Source organism: Mycolicibacterium peregrinum, from assembly GCF_001665625.1.
GTDB lineage: Bacteria > Actinomycetota > Actinomycetes > Mycobacteriales > Mycobacteriaceae > Mycobacterium > Mycobacterium peregrinum_B.
Genome location: NZ_LZSY01000014.1, coordinates 25,474 through 44,357 on the forward strand (window position 1 = coordinate 25,474; position 18,884 = coordinate 44,357).

Annotated in this window: 18 protein-coding genes and 1 pseudogene; 5 read left to right on the plus strand and 14 right to left on the minus strand. The window is 65.2% G+C overall.

Annotated elements, in window-relative coordinates; genetic code table 11:
* Nucleotides 1-6 precede the first annotated feature (6 nt).
* From A5779_RS01545 to A5779_RS01555, 3 genes are all read right to left on the minus strand, one after another.
* Nucleotides 7-789, minus strand: coding sequence for an SDR family NAD(P)-dependent oxidoreductase (locus tag A5779_RS01545; RefSeq protein WP_064878250.1), 783 nt, complete (start codon nt 787-789; stop codon nt 7-9).
* A 17-nt stretch (nt 790-806) separates the two neighbouring features.
* The gene (locus tag A5779_RS01550; protein WP_064878252.1) at nt 807-1,883 is read right to left on the minus strand and encodes a hypothetical protein; all 1,077 of its coding nucleotides are present in this window, start codon (nt 1,881-1,883) and stop codon (nt 807-809) included.
* 131 nt (nt 1,884-2,014) lie between these two features.
* On the minus strand, nt 2,015-2,518 hold the full coding sequence (locus tag A5779_RS01555; protein ID WP_165609729.1) for a TetR/AcrR family transcriptional regulator: 504 nt from the start codon (nt 2,516-2,518) through the stop codon (nt 2,015-2,017).
* 251 nt (nt 2,519-2,769) lie between these two features.
* Between A5779_RS01555 and A5779_RS01560 the strand changes: the two genes are divergently transcribed.
* Complete coding sequence (locus tag A5779_RS01560) at nt 2,770-3,660, plus strand: LLM class flavin-dependent oxidoreductase (protein WP_064878321.1); 891 nt, start codon at nt 2,770-2,772, stop codon at nt 3,658-3,660.
* Between the two features lie 126 nt (nt 3,661-3,786).
* Here A5779_RS01560 and A5779_RS32705 read toward each other — a convergent pair.
* Both A5779_RS32705 and A5779_RS01570 read right to left on the minus strand, forming a co-directional pair.
* Nucleotides 3,787-4,047 (minus strand): annotated as a pseudogene (locus A5779_RS32705) (nuclear transport factor 2 family protein); the annotation flags it as partial.
* Between the two features lie 9 nt (nt 4,048-4,056).
* Nucleotides 4,057-4,983 (minus strand): helix-turn-helix domain-containing protein, encoded by a 927-nt coding sequence (locus A5779_RS01570; protein WP_064878258.1) that lies wholly within the window; start codon nt 4,981-4,983, stop codon nt 4,057-4,059.
* Nucleotides 4,984-5,041: 58 nt separating this feature from the next.
* On the opposite strand from A5779_RS01570, the gene A5779_RS01575 reads away from it, so the two are divergent.
* The 4 genes from A5779_RS01575 to A5779_RS01590 are packed head-to-tail and all read left to right on the plus strand — an operon-like array spanning nt 5,042 to nt 9,347.
* Nucleotides 5,042-6,292 (plus strand): sulfotransferase family protein, encoded by a 1,251-nt coding sequence (locus A5779_RS01575; RefSeq protein ID WP_064878260.1) that lies wholly within the window; start codon nt 5,042-5,044, stop codon nt 6,290-6,292.
* A complete protein-coding gene (locus A5779_RS01580) occupies nt 6,289-7,539 on the plus strand; it encodes an MBL fold metallo-hydrolase (protein WP_064878262.1) in 1,251 nt (416 codons plus the stop codon). Before A5779_RS01575 ends, A5779_RS01580 begins: the two co-directional genes overlap by 4 nt.
* Nucleotides 7,536-8,285, plus strand: a complete 750-nt coding sequence (locus A5779_RS01585) for an SDR family NAD(P)-dependent oxidoreductase (RefSeq protein WP_064878264.1) — start codon at nt 7,536-7,538, stop codon at nt 8,283-8,285. The genes A5779_RS01580 and A5779_RS01585 overlap by 4 nt, the downstream gene beginning before the upstream one ends.
* A 51-nt stretch (nt 8,286-8,336) precedes the next feature.
* On the plus strand, nt 8,337-9,347 hold the full coding sequence (locus tag A5779_RS01590; RefSeq protein WP_064878266.1) for a zinc-dependent alcohol dehydrogenase: 1,011 nt from the start codon (nt 8,337-8,339) through the stop codon (nt 9,345-9,347).
* A 10-nt stretch (nt 9,348-9,357) separates the two neighbouring features.
* Here A5779_RS01590 and A5779_RS01595 read toward each other — a convergent pair whose 3' ends face one another.
* The 9 genes from A5779_RS01595 to A5779_RS01635 all read right to left on the minus strand — a co-directional run bounded on the left by A5779_RS01595 (nt 9,358) and on the right by A5779_RS01635 (nt 18,801).
* Nucleotides 9,358-10,296 carry an alpha/beta hydrolase gene (locus tag A5779_RS01595; protein WP_064878268.1) on the minus strand — a complete coding sequence of 313 codons (939 nt, stop codon included), beginning with the start codon at nt 10,294-10,296 and terminating at the stop codon, nt 9,358-9,360.
* Between the two features lies 1 nt (nt 10,297).
* The gene (locus A5779_RS01600; protein WP_064878270.1) at nt 10,298-11,161 is read right to left on the minus strand and encodes an SDR family oxidoreductase; all 864 of its coding nucleotides are present in this window, start codon (nt 11,159-11,161) and stop codon (nt 10,298-10,300) included.
* Complete coding sequence (locus A5779_RS01605) at nt 11,158-11,643, minus strand: hypothetical protein (RefSeq protein ID WP_064878272.1); 486 nt, start codon at nt 11,641-11,643, stop codon at nt 11,158-11,160. The genes A5779_RS01600 and A5779_RS01605 overlap by 4 nt, the downstream gene beginning before the upstream one ends.
* A gap of 68 nt (nt 11,644-11,711) precedes the next feature.
* On the minus strand, nt 11,712-12,773 hold the full coding sequence (locus A5779_RS01610) for an acyl-CoA dehydrogenase family protein (RefSeq protein WP_236734615.1): 1,062 nt from the start codon (nt 12,771-12,773) through the stop codon (nt 11,712-11,714).
* On the minus strand, nt 12,770-13,888 hold the full coding sequence (locus A5779_RS01615) for an acyl-CoA dehydrogenase family protein (protein WP_236734616.1): 1,119 nt from the start codon (nt 13,886-13,888) through the stop codon (nt 12,770-12,772). Before A5779_RS01615 ends, A5779_RS01610 begins: the two co-directional genes overlap by 4 nt.
* Nucleotides 13,885-14,661 (minus strand): crotonase/enoyl-CoA hydratase family protein, encoded by a 777-nt coding sequence (locus A5779_RS01620; protein WP_064878276.1) that lies wholly within the window; start codon nt 14,659-14,661, stop codon nt 13,885-13,887. Before A5779_RS01620 ends, A5779_RS01615 begins: the two co-directional genes overlap by 4 nt.
* Nucleotides 14,658-16,082: an aldehyde dehydrogenase family protein gene (locus A5779_RS01625; RefSeq protein WP_413784884.1), complete on the minus strand. Its 1,425-nt coding sequence runs from the start codon at nt 16,080-16,082 to the stop codon at nt 14,658-14,660. Before A5779_RS01625 ends, A5779_RS01620 begins: the two co-directional genes overlap by 4 nt.
* A gap of 14 nt (nt 16,083-16,096) precedes the next feature.
* Nucleotides 16,097-17,203 carry a zinc-binding dehydrogenase gene (locus A5779_RS01630; RefSeq protein WP_064878280.1) on the minus strand — a complete coding sequence of 369 codons (1,107 nt, stop codon included), beginning with the start codon at nt 17,201-17,203 and terminating at the stop codon, nt 16,097-16,099.
* Between the two features lie 11 nt (nt 17,204-17,214).
* Complete coding sequence (locus tag A5779_RS01635) at nt 17,215-18,801, minus strand: acyl-CoA synthetase (RefSeq protein WP_064878281.1); 1,587 nt, start codon at nt 18,799-18,801, stop codon at nt 17,215-17,217.
* Nucleotides 18,802-18,884 lie beyond the last annotated feature (83 nt).

An 18,884-nucleotide genomic window follows, 5' to 3' on the forward strand; every position in this document is an offset into this window, starting at 1 on the left:
CACTGCTCAGGCGTGCGCGCCGCCGTCGACGCGAATCTCGGTGCCGGTGATGAACGCACCGTCATCAGAGGCGACCATGGCGATGACCGATGCTACTGCGCCTGGGTCCCCGAGGATTTCGCTTTCGGTGCCGTGCAACAGCGGGGTCTGCTTGGCCCAGAGGCCCAGGTCGTATCCGTCCGGCATCTTGTCCAGCGTGCTGTTGGCCAGGGCCGTGGAAACCCCACCCGGCTGGATGTTGACGGCGCGCAGGCCTTGCTTCGAGTACTCCAGTGCCAGTGAGTGGGTGAAGCTGAGGATCCCGCCCTTACTGGCTGCATACGCCGCCATGTAGGGGTGCGCGAACGTCGCAGCGGTGGACGTGAAGTTCACGACGACACCCCGTCCCGATTCCAGCAGCGCCGGGAGCGCCTGACGTGTCATCAGGAAGGTGCCGGTGAGGTTGACCGCCAAGGTGCGGTTCCACTCCTCCAGAGTGGTTTCGTGTGTGTGCGAACAGGTCTGCATCGCAGCCACATTGACCAGAACCTCAAGTCCGCCCAACTCGGCCACCGCCGCCGACACCGCGGCGATGACGTCCGCCTCGCGGGAGATGTCGAGGACGGCCGTGGTGAGCCGCTTGACGGTGCCGGCAGCTTCGGCGGCTGCTGTGGTCGTCGCCAGGCCGTCGGCCGAGATGTCGTAGGCGACGACCGTCGCACCTTCGTCGAGCAGGCGGGCCACCGTGGCCGCGCCGATACCCGACCCCGCGCCGGTGACGATGACACGACGATCTGAGAAACGGTCCATCAGATGTCCCTTCGAGATCAGGAGAGTTGAAAGGCGGAGATCGGAGCCTCGTCCGGGTAGCTGCTGGGGCCACCGAGGTCGTAGGCGGCGTTGAGCGCTCCGATGAACGCCGGGTCATGCAACGGCTCGCCGGGTACGTCGAGCTTGATGCCCTTGACCTTGAGATCGTCGACCATCATCCCGATGGCGCGTTCGGTCGTGATGTCGTCCGAACCGTCCATGTTCTTCTTGAGTTCTTCGTAGTCGGAGAACACCTCGGCAGACCAGTGGACGAGGAACCTCAGCTCGTCGGTGTGGTGGCGGGCAATGACATCTTCGCCGTTCTTCAGCAGCCACTGGTCGCGGTCTGCCGGGTCGCCGGTGAACACGGTGTCGAACGCCAGGCCGGCCGGAACCTGTTGCTCCAATGGGCCGTTGGCTTCCCCGCGGTGCACCATCATCTCGTTCTGCACGACGACGCCGCGGTTGTTGATCGGCGGCAGTACCCGGGCCGGCGGCTTGAGCGGACCCTCGGGCCAGTAGGTGAAGCCCGAACCTTCGTCGAGGGAGAACCAGGTGATCACCTGAGCCATCTTGATCAGGTAGTCGGTGAACAGGCCGGACTTGCCCATCACGCTGCACAACCAGGTGGGGGCGTTCTCGTGGCGCACGCCGCGGAAGCTGGGGGAGTCCAGGTGGCCGGGATCGCGGTTGGCGCACGGTCCGTTGATGTTGAACAGCATCATTTCCGGCTTGGCGTACTCGGCGTTCCAGTAACCCTTGGCCTCCTCGATGAAGCCGGCGTTGTAGAAGCAGTCGTGCAGCTCGGGGTACAGAACGGCGCCGTAGTTGGCCAGGTAACCGCGGAACGTCGGGGTGAGGAACAGGTCCAGCGACGGGGTGAAACCCTCGGGGAAGGCGCCGCTCATGGTGGCCATCAACTCGTCGGCCGAGGCGAAGTGCTGGGCGATGATCAGCTTCCATGGGCCTTGGGTGTGGGCGACGTCGAGCAGTCTGCGCTTCTGGTCTTCGGTGTAGATGTCGGTGAGCTCGCGCGGTGGGGCGGCGGGACGCAGGATGTCGGACAGCTCAAGGCGCCGTTCGTCGGTCAGCATTCTTGTCTCCTAAAGGCTTTCAGCGGTCTCGCTCGTTCGAGTCTGGAGGCACTGCGAAATTTCGAACGTGGAGGTGACCGCTGATCGGGACACGAATTCAAGACGCCACCAGGTACGTAGCGGTCGTTTGCTCAGCTGCGCGCAGGTGCCGTTGCGCGGCAGACCAGTGCCACGAGGGAGTCGATCTCCTCGTGTGTTAGCGCTCGCCCTTCGAAGAGAGAGACGGACACGGCCGGCGCCAGCATCATCTGGAGCACAACGGCGGGGTCCACATCAGGGTTCACTTCGCCGCGGCCGATGGCGCGTCCGATCATCGTGAACCAGTGTGGGAGGTCATTTCGGTACCAACCCATCATCGTGTCGTTCAATGACGGGTATCGATCCGAGATCATCGTGGCCATGATCCCGCGCTCGACGGGATCGGCTGCGAGCGAGGCGAGTTGGGTGATAAGAGCGCGAACGTCGCTCTCCCACGCGCCGGTGTCCGGGGTATCCGTGCGGTGACGGGCGTGGAATGCGAGGGCATCGTTCAACAGCTCTGTGCAGGAGGGCCACCACCGGTATACGGTGCCGCGGTTCACCCCTGAGCGTTCGGCAACCTCGGCGATCGGCAGCTCGACCTTCCCCTCGGTCAACAGTTCCAGGCAAGCGCGCAGCACAGATTCACGGACCCGCTCGCTGCGTCCTCCAGGCCGGACGCGTGGTTTCGCTACTGGATCCTGGACGCCCATGACACCGGTCTACTACGGCAGGTCGGTCGAGAATCATCGCCTCCCACTGAGCGGTCCAACTAGAGGGCCTTAACGCGACATTCTGTTCAAATAACCCCGTCGGTGGGTCGCCGGAACCCCCTCGGAAAGGGACGTACTCCCAAATGCACATCAGCATGGGTCTTCCGACCCTCTTCCCTCACGGGCGTGAGACCGAGCTTGCGTGGTATCGCAAGATCGACGAAGGGCCGTGGGACGGACTTGTCACCTACGAACGGGTGCTCTATCCGAACAGCTGGTCGGTCGTCCCGCAGCTCGCCGCCGCGGCAGCGATGACCGAGCGCGTGCGGCTCTGGACGGACGTCGTTGCGCTCCCGATGCGGGACCCGGTCCTGTTCGCGAAGGACCTGGCGACCATCGATGTCCTGTCTGGTGGGCGCCTGACGCTCGGGGTCGGTATCGGGGCCTGGGACGAGGACTACGTCGCAGTCGGCAGCGCGCTCGACCGGAAGCGTCAACGTATGGACGAGGCCGTAGCGGCGATGCGCAGGGTGTGGGCCCAAGAACCTCCCGTCGAAGGACATCTTCCCGTGGGTCCCGCGCCCGTCCAGGTTGGAGGCATCCCGCTCGTCGCCGGAGTGATCGGTCCCAAGGCGCTCGCCCGAGCCGCGCAGTGGGCTTACGGGGTGAGCGACCCGGCGCATTCACTTCACTTCGATGCCGAAGCGTTGGCTGTGCAGCGTGAACGCGTCATGGAGGCTTGGCGGGCGGCGGGAAGGACGGAACGGCCGCACTTCTCCGCGCCGGTGTGGTTCGCGCTCGGTCCGGACCCGGAGAACCAGCTCGGGGAGCATGTCCAAGATTTCTGGAACCAGGATGTCGACCTCACGGGAGCTGAGTCCTCTTTCCTCACTGCCCCGACCGCGGGGACGTTGAATTGCGGAGCAGCCGGGCTCCTCGCCGCCGTGAACGGCGCGCGCGAAGCGGGTCTCGATGAGCTGCGGCTCGTCCCGACGACCGCCGACCTCGACGAGATCGATCGAGCGCGTGAGGTACTCGGGATCTAGTCTGCCGCTGCCGGCTTGATGTCCGCGGCGGTGAAGTAGGACCTGACCGAGGTGATCTTGCCGTCGGCGTAAGGTCATGGTGTCGATCGGCTCGAGGTGCAACGGGCCGTCGCCGGCATCGAAGGCGATCCTGAACTGGAACGCGGCCTCGTGCCCGCAGACGCGCAGCGACTGAAGCGTGGTCGTCCGTTCGAGGGCGCCCAGAGCCGAAAAGAACTCTCGGATCTCGGTCGATCCCACGCGGGGTGTTGTGCCCACCGGATCTTCGACGCTGGCTCCGTCGGCGAAGAGCTCGAGGATCTGATCGGCGCTGCCCGTTGCTATCAGGTGCAGGTACCGGTGCACCGTCTCGGTGATGGTTGCGGTCAGGTCAGGGGTTTCGGTCATGGGTGAACGTTAGGAGCGGATGACGGGTACCGGAGACTCATGTTCCGTTGAGCGGCACAATGTCTCGACCTCGCGGGCGAACTCGACCACGCCGGCGCCGACCGCTTCGAGCTCCTGGCGGCTGAGCGTCCGGTACGGCTGCGCCGAGACGGTCATGACGACCGTGTCGGTGGCGTCGAAGATCGGAGCTGAGATGGTTGCAAGAGGTGTCGCATCCGGTTCGTCAGTCGGTAGCTGATCGACCACGGTCAGATCGGCCACGGCGGCGGCCAGACGCGTGGACAACGGCCCGGGCGATGAGCCGCTGTCGAGTGCCTTCAGGGCCGTGAACACTTGCAGGAGCGGATCGCTGAGACGCTCGATGCCGTAGCCCCGGACTCGAATCTCTTCTAGCACCTGACTGATTCGCCGGCGAAAGGCCGGGTTGACCGAGCCTGCTGCAGCGATCCAGTCCGCGCGTGCGGACGCCGGTGCCCAGGCGACGAATTCGCGGCCGAAGGGGGCGACGAAGGGAAGCCGCACACCGGCGGGCACGGGTATGCGGGTGCCGGGCGCAGCCGCGGACTCGACGACGACGATGGTGCGGTCGTCGAGTGCGGAGATGCACATCGGCATGCCGAGCGAGACGCACAGGCGCTGAAGTGGCTCACGCAGTGAACGGGACGCCAAGTTGTCGGGTCCGCCGAGTCCCGACAGCGTGGGCCCCAAGGAGAACCTCCCGCTCAGTGGGTCACGCGAGACCCACTGACGAGCGCACAACGTGTGCATGATCGCGTGGCCGGTCGACCGGCTCACGTCCAGCTCACGGCATATTTCGGCCAACGTGAGCGGGTCGGCGGGTCGCTGCAGCAGCAACTCGACGATGTCCACGACCCGGGTGGTCGGGGGTGACAGGTCTTGACCCGTGGGCGCAGACGGGCCTAACTTTCCGTTCATATATTCGGAAAGCATATATCGAATATTCGACATCGATCAACATGGAGGCGTATCGGCCATGCTGGAAACCACAGTCGACGATCTGGTCTCGCCGCGTCTGACGGCAACGCAGCAAGCAGTTCTGGAGCAGGTCGTCGATCTATCCGTTGACCTTTCCCCCGGCGCCTTGATCGATGAGGCGATCGAGCGGGCGGGCGTCAGCGACTTCGGGTCCGATGACTTCCGGCCCCGCCTCGACATGTATGCGGCGGCGATCGACGCAGACGGAGGAAACACGAACCTCAATCGAATCAACCTGCGGCAAAGAATTATTCGCTTGCTGACTCAGCGCCTGCTGCTGACAGATCTGCTGCGCCGGCATCCCGAGATCCACGACATCGAGATCGAGCGTCCCATCATCGTTGTGGGGCTTCCTCGTTCGGGGACGACTCACCTGGTCAATCTCATCGCCGCGGACCACCGCCGGCGAGCGCTGCCCTACTGGGAGTCTCAGGAACCTTTCCCGCTGAGGGGGGAAGGGCCCGGCGTCGACGGGACGGATCCCCGATTTGCCCGCTGCGCCGCGGAACACGAAGGGGCGCAGGTCATGGTCCCCCTGCTCCAGGCGATGCACGACAGGTTTCCCGCGGCCATCGAAGAAGAAGTCGAGCTGTTGGACCTGGACTTCGCCAGCTACGTCCTGGAGTGGCACGCGCGGGTCCCCTCGTGGCGGGACTTCTATTACGGCTTGGATCAGAACGAGCATTACGCGTACCTGCGCACAATCCTCAAGGCACTGACCTTCCTGCGTGGACCACGCACCTGGGTGCTGAAGTCGCCACAACACTGTGAGCAGTTGGGCCCGTTGATCAACACCTTTTCCGATGCCACGGTGGCCTTCACCCACCGAGATCCCGTCGCGGTCATCCAGTCGGCGGTGACCATGCTGGCCTACGGCGATCGCATCCGCCGCCACGACGTGGATCCAGAGTCTCTGGTCGACTACTGGACCGACCGGGTCGAGACGCTGCTGCGCGCCTGTGTGCGCGACCGCGACCTCATCCCCGCGAACCAGAGCCTCGACATCGCCTTCCACGACCTCAACGGAAAGGAGCTGACCATCCTCGAAAAACTCTATGGACACAACGGCACCGACATGACCGGTGAGGCCAAGGCGGCATTCGGCGCGTATCTCGCCGGCAATCCGCGCGGAAAGCATGGCCGAATGCGCTACGAACTCGAACGCCACTTCAGCCGCTCACCCGAGGACATCCGTTCCCGATTCGACTTCTACTTCGAGCGTTTCGACGTCAGGAAGGAACAACGATGAGCGATTTCGAGCCGATCTACCGCAGCCGCCCAGGGGCCGACTCGATTGTCGGTGCGAATGCTCCTGCAGCCCAGGAGGTTGTCCCCGGCATCTGGTGGTCTCCGGGACTGTCGAACTCCTTCCTCATCCCGACCAGTGAGGGCCGGATCGTCGTCAACACCGGCATGGGCTTCGAAGCGCAAGTGCACCGGTCGAATTACGACGCGGTCGATTCGACGCCGATCCGCTACGTCGTCCTGACCCAGGGGCACGTGGACCACGTGGGCGGAATCGACGTACTGAGCGACCCAGGCACGGATGTCATCGCGCATGCCGACTGGGTGACGTGGCGACGAGACAACGAACTGCTGGCACCCTTCCGGGCCGCGAACTCGTCGTTCGCGTGGGTCGAGAAGGTGATGTCTGCCATTGCCTACTCGACGGAGCGCTTCGGCGGTCCACCGCCTCCTCAAGGCGTGCCCACCCCGACGATCACCGTCGAGGACCGACTCGAGTTGACGCTGGGCGATCGGCGCCTGGAACTGCTCGCCACTCCCGGCGGAGAGACAACGGACAGCCTGGTGGTTTGGCTGCCCGACGAAAAGGTGTGCCTGTGTGGCAACGTCTTCGGGGCGCTCTTCGGTCATATTCCGAACCTGGTGACCTTGCGCGGCGACCGCTATCGCGACGCGCTGACGGTCATCGATTCGATCGAGCGTGTCCGGGCACTCGGAGCCGAGGTTCTGCTGACCGGTCACTTCGGCCCCATCACAGGCCGGGAACGGATCGACTGGGAATTGGGCAGGCTTCGTGACGCTGTGGCCTTCATCCACGACGAGACCGTGGCCGGCATGAACCAGGGCAAGGACGTCCGCACCCTGATGCGCGAAGTGCAGTTGCCGCCCGAGCTCGAAGTCGGACAGGGCTACGGCAAGGTGAGCTGGAACGTCCGCGCAATCTGGGAGAACTACGCCGGCTGGTTCCACCACCAATCCACCGCCGAGCTCTATCCCGATGCCGTGGAACCGGTGTCAGCACATCTGGTGGAACTCGCCGGCGCCGACGCGCTGGCTGACCGGGCCAGGGCGCTGCTGGAGGACGGTGACCCGGTCAACTCGATACGGCTCGCCGAGATGGTCACCGCGGTGCAGGACGACCACGCCGGGGCAATCGGCGTTCTGCGCGGCGCACACGAACTCCTGCTCGAAGAGAGCACCAACTTCTGGGAATCCGCCTGGTTGCGAGAAAGGATCAAGGAGCTGTCATGACGAACGACCTGACCTTCGACTTCACCGGGGCCACCGCGCTGATCACCGGTGGCACGAGCGGGATCGGGCATGTCACGGCGCTGCGGTTGCGCGACGCCGGCGCAGCGGTGACCGTCACGGGTACCAAACCCGATCCCTCCCACTATTCGGTAGAACTCGACGGCCTGTCCTATCGGCAGCTCGACGTGACGGATGTGGACGGAACCGGTGAGCTCGCAGCCGAATTCTCGACTCTGGACATCCTCGTCAACAACGCCGGCGCCAACTTCCCGGGTGGCCTGGACGAGTCGACGGCCCCGGGCTTCGAGGCCTCGGTAAACGTCAATCTCCTGGCCCCGTTTCGGCTGACGACAGCGCTGCGCGGCGCCCTCAAGTGCTCAACGGCTGCCGGCGGTGCCAGCGTGGTGATGATGGCGTCGATGGCGGCGATTCGTGCCGTGGCAATGGTGCCCGGTTATGGCGCGGCCAAGGCGGGTGTCCTGTCACTGACCCGCAACCTGGCAGCACAGTGGGCCCCTGACGGAATCCGGGTCAACGCGGTGGCGCCCGGGGTGATCGAGACACCGATGACCGCCCCGATGGACTTTGTCCCCGAGGTGAAGCAGGCACAGGTCGACCACATTCCCCTGGGCCGCTTCGGAATTCCTGCCGAGATCGCCGATGCCATCTTGTTTCTGTGCACCCGCAGTGCGTCGTACTGCACGGGTTCTGCCTTCGTCGTAGACGGCGGCTACAGCGTGCAGTAGCTGCGTGCAGCCTCGACCATTCGTCAACTGACCACCAAACCAGGAGTGCACATGAAGATTTCGATCGTTGACGGCCCAGACCACACCGATGTGGTCGAACGACCGGACCCGACTGTCGGTCCTCGGGACGTCTTGGTGAAGGTACGGGCCTGCGGGATCTGTGGAACCGACGCGTTCTACATCTCGATCGGCGGACTGCCACCGCATCAGGGCGCCATGCCGCTGGGACATGAGCCTGCGGGCGAGATCGTCGCGGTCGGCAGAGAGGTGACCGACCTCGCGGTCGGTGACCACGTCGTTGTCGATCCGATGGCGTCGCCTGACGACATCATCGGAAATGGCGGCGCCCGTGGTGCTCTCGCAGAGTTGCTGCTTGTGCACGACGCCGTCCGGGGCAAGAGCCTGGAAGTCATCCCGGACTACGTGCCGTTCGAGGTCGCTGCACTCAACGAACCCATGGCCGTCGCCCGGCATGCGGTAAACCAAGTTGCGCCTGGTCCGGCTGACAAGGTCGTGGTCTTCGGTGCCGGCCCCATCGGGCTGGGTGCGACGATCGCGTTGAAATCCCGCGGGGTGGGCCATGTCGTCGTGGTCGACGTGCTCCCCGCCCGTCTGGAGAAGGCCCTCAAAGTCGGTGCCGACGCGGTTGTCAACTCCGCTGAGGACGATCTTGCGGCCAGGCTGACCGAGCTTCATGGTTCTGGTGACTCGGTGTGGCCGGGTAAGGCCGGCACCGATGTGTACCTCGACGCCGCGGGTGTTCCGGCCGTGATCGACAGCGCCTTGGCACTGGCAAAGCGTGGCTCCAAGCTGGGAGTGGTTGCGGTACACAAGGAACCGGTAACAGTGGACCTGATCAATGTCATGAGCAACGAGATAACCATTGTCGGTTCGATGGGGTACCCGACCGAGATCTTCGAGGTCACCCGCGACATCGTCGCGGACTGGGAGAAGTACGCGGTGCTCGTCAGCCACACGTTCGGATTCGGCGATGTCGACGAGGCGCTGGGCCTGGCTGCCACTCCGGGCGCCGCCGACAAGATCGTTGTCACCTTCGACTGAGGAGCCGCTCTCAGAACGGCATGGGATGCGCGAACTTGGCCTGCAGCAAGGCACCTACTTCGGCCAGTGCCAACCGCCCGCGCGCGGTGGCGTCGGAGCGCATCAGAAAGCCGTGGTACATACCGGGATAACGCGTGACAGTGGTCTGCACGCCCGCATCGCGCAGGCGCCCGGCGTAGCGTTCACCCCAATCGCGGATCGGATCGCACGCCCCGGTGACGACGATCGCCGCCGGCAGCCCGCTCAGGTCGGTGGCATAGGCCGGAACCTGATACGGGTCCCGCGGAGCCCCGCCACGGTCGACCAATTCGTGCATGTAGACGATGTCTTCATGCCGAAGCAGTGGGGCGTCAGGCATCGAGGTGATGGATGCCGCACCCATGTCGCGATCCAGGCCGGGATACAGCAACACCTGGGCGAAGATTCGTGGACCGCCGTGGTCGCGGGCGGCCAAAGCCACTGCGGCAGCCAGCGATCCGCCGGCGCTGTCGCCGACAACCGCCAGTCGGCCGGCGTCGAGGTTCAGTTCGTCGGCATGAGCGGCAACCCATTCGGTGGCCGCGTAGGCGTCGTCGAATTGCGCTGGTGGCGGCGATTCCGGCGCCAGCCGGTAGTCGACAGCCGCGACAGCAGCGCCGCTGGCCTTCGCCAGTTCGCGGGCGAGCGGCTCGAACGAATGGTTCGAGCCCATCACCAGCCCGCCGCCGTGCAGATACACCAGCACCGGTAGCCCGGGCGCGGGGTTGGGCCGATAGAGGCGTAGCGGTATCGGACCGCCCGGGCCCGTGGCCGTCAGGTCTTCGATGCCCGCCATGGCCGGCATCTCCGGAAGAGGTGCGCCTTCAAGCCCCTCACGGACGGCAGCGAGGCCGCGGGCCCGCATCGGAGCTATCTCGCCGAACGAGGCAACCCGTTCAGCGGCGTCGGGATCAAGTGGTGGATAAGCCATTTCAGTTCTTTGCCGGGTCGAAGCGGCGCTCGGTCCGCAAACGGGGCGCTTCCTGGCCACTCAAGACACGAGCCCGTTCCGCCATGGCAGATCCGACGTAGTCCGGTTGCGTGAGCAGGAAGAACTTGCCCTCGGCAGCCTGGTCGAAGACCACCTCCGCCGCGGCCAGCGGATCCATCGCCTCGGCCTTGATGTCGAGCATCGCGGTGCGTTGTCCTTCGGCCGCACCCGTGTCCCCCGAGTCCACCCCGCCCGCGGATTCGAAGATGCTCGAGACCACGGCACCCGGTAGCACTGCCTGGACGTGTACATGATGGTCATGGCCGGCGGACTGCACTTCCAGATGCAGACATTCGGTCAGCGCGAGTACTGCGTGCTTGCTCATGATGTAGGGCGCCTGCAGCGGAACCACGGCGACACCGCCGATCGAGGACAGGTTCCATACCCAGGCCGGTTCGTCGGTGGCCATCATCTTCGGCAGGAACGCCCTGATTCCGTGGAACACGCCGCTGATGTTGATGTCGACGACGCGTTGCCAGTTGGAAACCGGGGTGTCCCACAGGTATCCGAACTGCTCGATGCCTGCGTTGTTGACCAGCAGCCGCACCGGCCCGATGTCGCGGTAGACCTGATCGGCCAGCGCCTGCACCGCGTCCGCATCCCGCACATCGCAGACCACGTCGGTCGCCGATCCGCCTGCGGCGTCGATTTCTTCGCGGAGGCCCGCGATGGCCTCGGCGTTGACGTCGACCAACACCACCGTCATACCCAACTGGCTGGCATACCGGGCCAGGCCGGCGCCGATTCCGGCGCCGGCTCCCGTGATGACGGCGATGCCGCCACCGAAGATTTCTCGGGCGCTCACGCGGATTGCGCAGCCGCGGCCTTGGCGGTGTGCTCGGCGAGCGGGACCGAGTCCTCGGCGTCGAGCACGACGTTCAGCGAGGTGAAGACCAGACCGTCTTCCGACTGCCGGATGCCGGCGTCGACGACGCCACTGGATACCGCGAACGGAACATTGTTGGTGATCTGGTTGACGAACAGATAGAACCGGACGTTGGTGACCTCGCCGTCGGTTCCCGTGCGGTACACGTTGGTGATGTGATGACGGCACGGGTACGGATTCACGTTGCGGTGCTCGATGAGCCAGGCCAAAGTTTCGGCCTTGCCGTGCAACTCGGCGGCGAGCAGGTCCTCGAACGGGCACGCCCCCGAGTCGGAACGGCTCAGGTACTCCATCTCGTCCCCGATGCGGGGGCCCAATTCTTCGAAGTGGCCCTGGTCGTAGTGGAACCAGAAGCCGGAGATGAATTCCTGGACCTCAGACAGGGTGATCTCGTTGCTCATGTCTGCAGTCAACCTGGGATATGGCGCCGGTAACAGCACCGGTGACCGGTCAGCGGAACGTCAAACAGCTAAGTGCCGGCAATCAACGCCCAGAGCTGTTGTCCGCCTGCCGCAACGGCCGCCGCCGCAACTTGATCGTCCCAGAAGCGCACAGACCCGTATTCCGAGCGCCAGGCCAGGGCGGCGCGGGTGTACTCATGGAGTCGATGCTCGTGCGTCGTGCCGATCGCACCGTGTACCTGGTGCGTGTTGCGGGTCACGACCGAGGCGGCATGCCCGGCGCACGATCGCGCGGTCGCGATCTGGAAATCCAGTTGAGCTGACTGCCAGCCCGTCCCGACGGCAGTGTGCAGCGCAGCCTCGGTGGCGGCCCGCGCCAGCGCCGACTCCGCTGCCGCATCCGAGATCAGGTTCTGAACCGCCTGGAACTTCGCCAGCGGGCGCCCGAACTGCACCCGTGACGCCACGTGTTCGATGGACAGCGCCACCGCACGATCGAGCGCCGCGCACACCTGGATCGCCCGTACCATCGCCGATTTGCGGCCGAGCTCGTCCACCAGGCCGGTGGGCACCGAATGGCCGGTGATTCCGGTGGTGTCGACGGTGATGGTGTCGCGCGGTTCGCCGATCAGGTTGATGCCGACGGCGAGCGACAGTTCCTCGGTGTCGAACTCGGTGAGCCGGTATTCGTCGCCGGCCGGCCAGACTACGACGATCCGTTGCGCGTCAGCCGCCCACGGCACAGGTGTGGTGGATTCGCCGCTGCGCGGCACCGCATACACCGTTCGCACGGCGTCGTCGACGGGTCGGCCTAGGGTCTCCAACAGCCAACAGGCCAGCAAGTCGTGTTCGGCCAGCGGGATGCGGACACCGTGACGGACTGCGGCACTGAGCAACTCGGCAGCCTCGAGCCAACCTGCGCCGCTGCCACCGGATTCCTCGGCGCCGGTCAGGCGGACCAGTCCGAGGGAGTCGAGCCGCTGCCACAGTGCGCGGTCGTACTCGACGCGTTCGCCCGGGCGCCCGGTGGGCGCGGTCTGGCGGTAATCGGAGAAGACACCGTCCATCATGGCCGCCAGGTCGGGGTCCACCGCGGTCAGCGTGCCCAGGGCGAGTTCGGTGGTGCTCATCGCATACCCAATCCCCGCGCGATGACACCGCGCAGTACTTCGTTGGTTCCGCCGCGCAACGTGAAGCCGGGGCGCTGGTCCACTGCGGTGGCGACCAGGTGCGCCCACTCGGCGTCCGTGGCGGCGTCATCTCCGGTCTGCCGGTCTGCGTAGTCGGCGATGTCGCCTTCGACCGTGGTGCCAAGGACCTTGACGACCGCTGCCGGGACATCGGGATTCTCACCGCGCTCCAGGGCGCCGGCCACTGCGGTTGACATGTGATGCAGTCCGGCGACCCGCGCCACCAGGCGGCCCACCTGTCCATCAGGTGATTCGCCGTGCGCGACAAGGTGTTCGACATGCTGCGTGAGCAGTGGGAAGGTCGACAGGAATCGTTCCGGCCCGCTCCGCTCGAAGCTCAGCTCGGAGGTGACCTGGGTCCAGCCGTGGCCGATCTCGCCGAAGACCATGGCATCGGGCACGAACACCTCGTCGAGCACGACCTCGTTGAAGTGATGTCCGCCGTTCATCGAGATGATCGGGCGGACCTGCACGCCCGGGGTGCGCAGGTCGACGATGAACTGGCTCAACCCGGCATGCCGATGCGACGGATCGACCGGTTCTGTGCGGGCCAGCACGATGAAGGCATGAGCGCGGTGCGCTCCCGAGGTCCACACCTTGGTACCGGTTATCGACCACCCGCCGTCGACTCGTGCTGCACGGGTGCGGACGCTCGCCAGATCGGAGCCGGAATCCGGTTCGCTCATCCCGATGCCGAAGAAACATTCACCGCGCACGATGCGAGGTAGGAACTCTGACTTCTGCTCTTCCGTCCCGTATTTCAGGAGCGACGGCACGATCTGGCGGTCGGCGATCCAGTGGGCGGCAACCGGCGCGCCCGCGGCCAGCAGTTCTTCGGTCACCACGAACCGTTCCTGAAACGAGCGGCCGTGACCGCCGTAGCGCAGCGGAACGGTCATGCCCAACCAACCCTGCTTCGCCAGGGTTGCGGTGAAGTTCTCGTCCCACCCACACAACCAGGCATCAACCGAAGGTGTGAATGCCCCGACGGCCAACTGTTCGGCCAGGAAGCCACGGACCTCCCGGCGTAACCGGGCCAGGTGCGCGCCCGTCACGATGTCCGCCACTTCGCGATGCGCTGTTGGTGCTCGGCGTCGTGGTGGGCCAGCGGCTGCATTGCCGCCGCCATGGAGAGCGTCGATTCCAGGGAGCCGGTGATCGATTCCTGCAGCAGGCGCTTGGCCATCCGAAGCGCGCGCGGCGGGTTGACCGCGATCTTGTCGGCGAGTGTGCGAGCCTCGGACAGCAGTTCGTCGTGCGCTACCACTCGGCTGACGAGTCCCCACTCCAACGCCGTTGCGGCGTCGATCCGTTCGCCGGTGAACGTCAGTTCGGCGGCGCGGGCGTAGCCGATGGCGCGAGGGAGGAACCAGGTGCCGCCATCGCCCGGGATGAGGCCGAGCTGCACGAAGCTCTCGGCGAAGGATGCGCGCTCGGAGGCGATCCTGATGTCGCACATCATCGCCAGATCGCACCCGGCGCCGATCGCTGCGCCGTTGACCGCAGCGATGAGAGGGACTTCGAGGCGACCCAGAGCACGTGGGATCCGTTGGATCCCATCGATGTAGGCCCGTCGCTGGTCGATGGCATCCAGACCGAACATGCCCTGACGGTCGGCCATCTCCTTGACGTTGCCGCCGGCCGAGAAGATCTTGCCCGCACCGGTGAGGATGACGGCACCCACGGTGTTGTCGGCGTTGACCGCATCCACCTTGTCCTCGAATGCGGCGATGACGTCCTTGCCGGTGATGGCATTGCCGACCTCAGGCAGGCTGATCGTCCAGATTTGTACCGGTCCGTCGGTGTGGACGTCGAGCGGTGAGGTCACGCATGCTCCTTGAGCTGAAGGGATTTGGTCTGGAGATACTCCTCGAAGCCGAACCGGCCCAGTTCACGGCCGATCCCGGACTTCTTGTACCCGCCGAATGGGGCGGTCGGGTTGTAGGCGCCGCCGTTGATGTCGAGCTGGCCGGTCTGCACCTGGCGGGCGAAGGCGATGGCGTCGTCGTCGGTGGCGGCCCACACTGCACCCGACAATCCATAGGGGGTGCCGTTGGCGATGCGCAGTGCATCGTCGGAGTCGGTGAAGGGCGTCACCGCGAGCACGGGACCGAACACTTCTTCCTGACCGAGTTCGGACTCGGGATCCACGTCGGCGAAAACTGTTGGTGCCACGAAGTACCCGACGTCGCGGATCGGATCCGCGCCTCCGATCAGCAACCGGGCACCGTCGCGCTGGGCGCGCTCGATGAAGCCACGAACGGTGTCGAACTGCGACCGCGACGCCGATGGTCCGATCCGGGTCGCCGGGTCGCGCGGATCACCCACCGTGTATCGGCTCACAGCGGATTCGATCAGGTCCAGGGCCTCGCCATACCGATTCTGCGGCACCAGCATCCTGGTCCAGGCCATGCACGTCTGCCCGCCGTTGAGGAAGGCATTGCCCACGCCGACCTTGACGGCGGTGGCCAGGTCGGCGCCGTCCAGGATCACATTGGCCGACTTGCCGCCGAGCTCGAGGGCGACCTTCTTGATCGACTGGCCTGCCAGTTCTCCGACGCGTGCACCCACACCGGTGGACCCGGTGAACGAGATGAAGTCGACGTCGGGATGCGAGGCGAGACGTTCGCCGATCACCCGACCGGGGCCCGAGACGAGATTGATGGTCCCCGGGGGCAGGCCCGCCTCTTCGCAAGCTTCGACGAAGGCGAACACCGAAAGAGGGGCTTCGTTACTGGGTTTGAGGATTACTGGACACCCCGCGGCGATGGCCGGGAGCACCTTGGCGACCACCTGGTAGAGCGGGTAATTCCACGGCGTGATGGCCCCGACGACGCCGTAGGGCTCTCTCAAAACCAGCGAATTGCCGATGCACTCTTCGAACTCGAAGGTTTCCAGCACATCGGCGAAGCCCTTGGCCACCGCCAGTGGCACCTGCGTCTGCACCGTCTGCGAGATGCGTACGGGGGCACCCATCTCGGCGGTGATGAGATCGGCGAACTCGGGCAATCGCTTCTCCATGGCGGTGATGACCCGCTGCACCCGGTCCCGGCGTTCGGCAACGGTGACGAGCGGGTCGAACGCCTGCCGGGCCGCAGCCACGGCGGTGTCGACATCGGCGGCATCGCCATTGGGCACATGGCCGATGACGGCTTCGGTCGCGGGATCGACGACGTCGATGAACCCGTTCCCGGAGGGGGTGGTCCAGCGACCGTCGATGAACAGTCTGTCGTGTTCGAAAGTGGGCACTGTCATCCTTTTGCTTATGGTGCGATGCTGGCGCGGACGTCGCGCTTGCCGTCAGCTGCGCTGAACGCTTCGTTGATGTCGTCGAGTGAGTACGAGGCCGCGGCGAGTCGCTCGAACGGCAGATGATGTTGATGGTGGTCGAGGAAGGTCAAGGCGCGGGACAAGACTGCCGGGTCATACAGGGAGACCCCGACCATTGTCTTGTTGGTGAAGACGAACCGTGACGGGTCGAACGCGAAGGTCTGGCCGATGTTGATGTTGCCGATCTCGACGTAGCGGCCGAACTGGGCGAGCATCTGGAGTCCCTCGTCGATGGCGGACGGGTGTCCGACAACCTCGACCACCACGTCGGCGCCCTGGCCGTCGGTCAACTTGCGTACTGCTTTGGCACGGTCCTTGGGCGTGGCGACCTCGTTGAGGTCGATCACCGAGTCGGCTCCGAATGCGGTTGCCAGCTCGAGTCTTTCGGACACGCCGTCGATCGCGATGACGTTGGCTGCGCCGCGCGCTTTGGCGACGGCCACCGCGTAGAGACCGAGTGCACCGGCTCCCTGAACCACGACGTGCTCACCGAGCTGCAGGTCGACGCGTTCAAGTCCGTACATGACCTGTGACAGCGCGCAGTTCGCGCCCGCGGCGATGTCGTCGCTAAGGGTATCGGGAACCGTGTAAATCACTGCGCCGGCAGGCAACAGGTAGTAGTCGCCGTATCCGCCGACGAAATAGGGCGGTTCGTCGGCGCGGCCCAACATCGCCATTTTCAGGTTCAGGCAGGCGTTACGGCGCCCCGCCAGGCAGTTACGGCACGTGTGGCAGCAGTAGAAGTACGGGAACACCACTCGCGTGCCTTCGGCCAAGGGTTTGCCGTTGGAGTCGGCGGATACTCCGTCGCCCAGCACTTCGATGGCGCCCACCATCTCGTGACCCAACACGGTCGGTAGCTGTCCACCCAAGCCGCGCGTGGCGAAGGTGCCATGCCAGGCATGTACATCTGAACCACAGATGTTCGTCCGCAGGACCCGGACCAGAATTTCCCCGGGCCCGACGTCAGGCAGGGTGACGGTTTCGATCTGGAATGGCTTGCCGGGCTCGTCGAATCGCGCGATCCGTCCCTTGTACATCTTGTATCCCTTCAGTTGCTTGTGAATTCGAGACCGAAACGCTGCCGCAGATCACGTTTGAGCAGTTTGCCGCTGGGGTTCTTCGGCAGAGAATCGACGAAGAACACCTGTTTGGGAGTCTTGAAACCGGCCAGATGCTCGCGGCAGTGCCGCAGGATGTCTTCTTCGGTCAGGGTGGTGCCGACACGAGTCACCACCGCCGCGACGACCGCTTCGACCCAGACCGGGTGTGCCACGCCGAATACCGCGACCTCTTCGATGCCGTTGTGCCGGTAGAGAATCTCTTCGACCTCGCGGCTGGCGACATTCTCGCCGCCGGTTTTGATCATGTCCTTCTTGCGGTCGACGACGTGTAGCAGGCCGTGCTCGTCGTAGTAGCCCAGGTCGCCGGAATGGAACCAGCCGCCGGCGAAGGCCTGGGCTGTCTTATCTTCGTCGTCGAGGTAGCCCAGCATCAGATGCGGGCTGCGGTGAGCGATTTCGCCGACGGTGCCGGGCGTGACCGGCACGTCGTTGTCATCGAGGATGATCGTTTCGACGTTGACGACAGGTCGGCCGGCCGCCCCCGCGTGGGCGTCCTGCTCGGCTGGCCCCAGGGCTGAGGCCAGTGGGGCCATCTCGGTCTGGCCGTAGAAGTTCCACAGACGCAGATTGGGTAGACGCCTGCGCATCTCGTGCAGGATCTCGGTAGGCATCGGTGAGGCGCCGTAGTAGCCCTTGCGTAGGCTGGACAGGTCGACCTCGTCGAACACGGGACAGCGCAGCAGGCTGATCCACACCGTCGGTGGCGCAAAGTAATTGGTGACGCCGTGGCGCTCGATCGTCCGCAGTACCAGCTCCGGATCCGGCCGAGGCAGGATGATGCTGGTGGCACCCAGGTAGATGTCGGTAGCCAGGAAGTTGTCCAACTGCGCGCAGTGATACAGAGGCAGGGAGTGGATCTCGACGTCGTCGCCGGACATCGAGCCGGCCACGATGGTGCTGATGTACTGCCACATCAAGCTGCGGCTACTGTGCATCACGCCCTTGGGTCGGGATTCGGTGCCGCTGGTGTACATGACCCGCAGCAGCTGATCGTCGTCGATTCGGCAATCGGGAACGTTCGCGGTGGTGGTGAGCCATTCGGCGAAATCAGGCCAGTCGCCCGGACCTGACTGGCCGGAGGTGACGAGTGCTGCCTTCGTGCGAACTGCTGTCCCCACGGCCATGGCCTGTTCGGCCACCGGGATCAGGTCGGCCTCGACGATGAATCCGGCGGCCCGGCTGTGGCCGAGGATGTACGAGATCTCCTCCGGCATCAGCATGAAATTGATCGGAACCAGCACCACGCCGGCGCGGGCGGTGGCGAAGGCCAGCACCGCGTACTGCCAGCAGTTGCGCGACAGCAATGCGAGTCGGTCGCCGGGGAGTAACCCGTTCTCGTGCAATGCGGCGGCGGCGCGATCCACCAGGTGATCGAACTCGGCAAAACTCAGGGCGACGTCGCCGTCGATGATGGCTGTCTTCTCAGGTTGTTTACGCGCCGACCGGCGGGGGATATCTGCGAGGCTGTGGCTACGGGCCCGGGCGATGACGGCGGCAAGGTCGTCGGAATGCATGGTCGGCAGCGTAGGCAGGCCGCCTGCGGCTGCGGTGGTTCGTCTCCCGCTCAGTAGACAGGGAGGGCGCGGCGGGGGCGTCG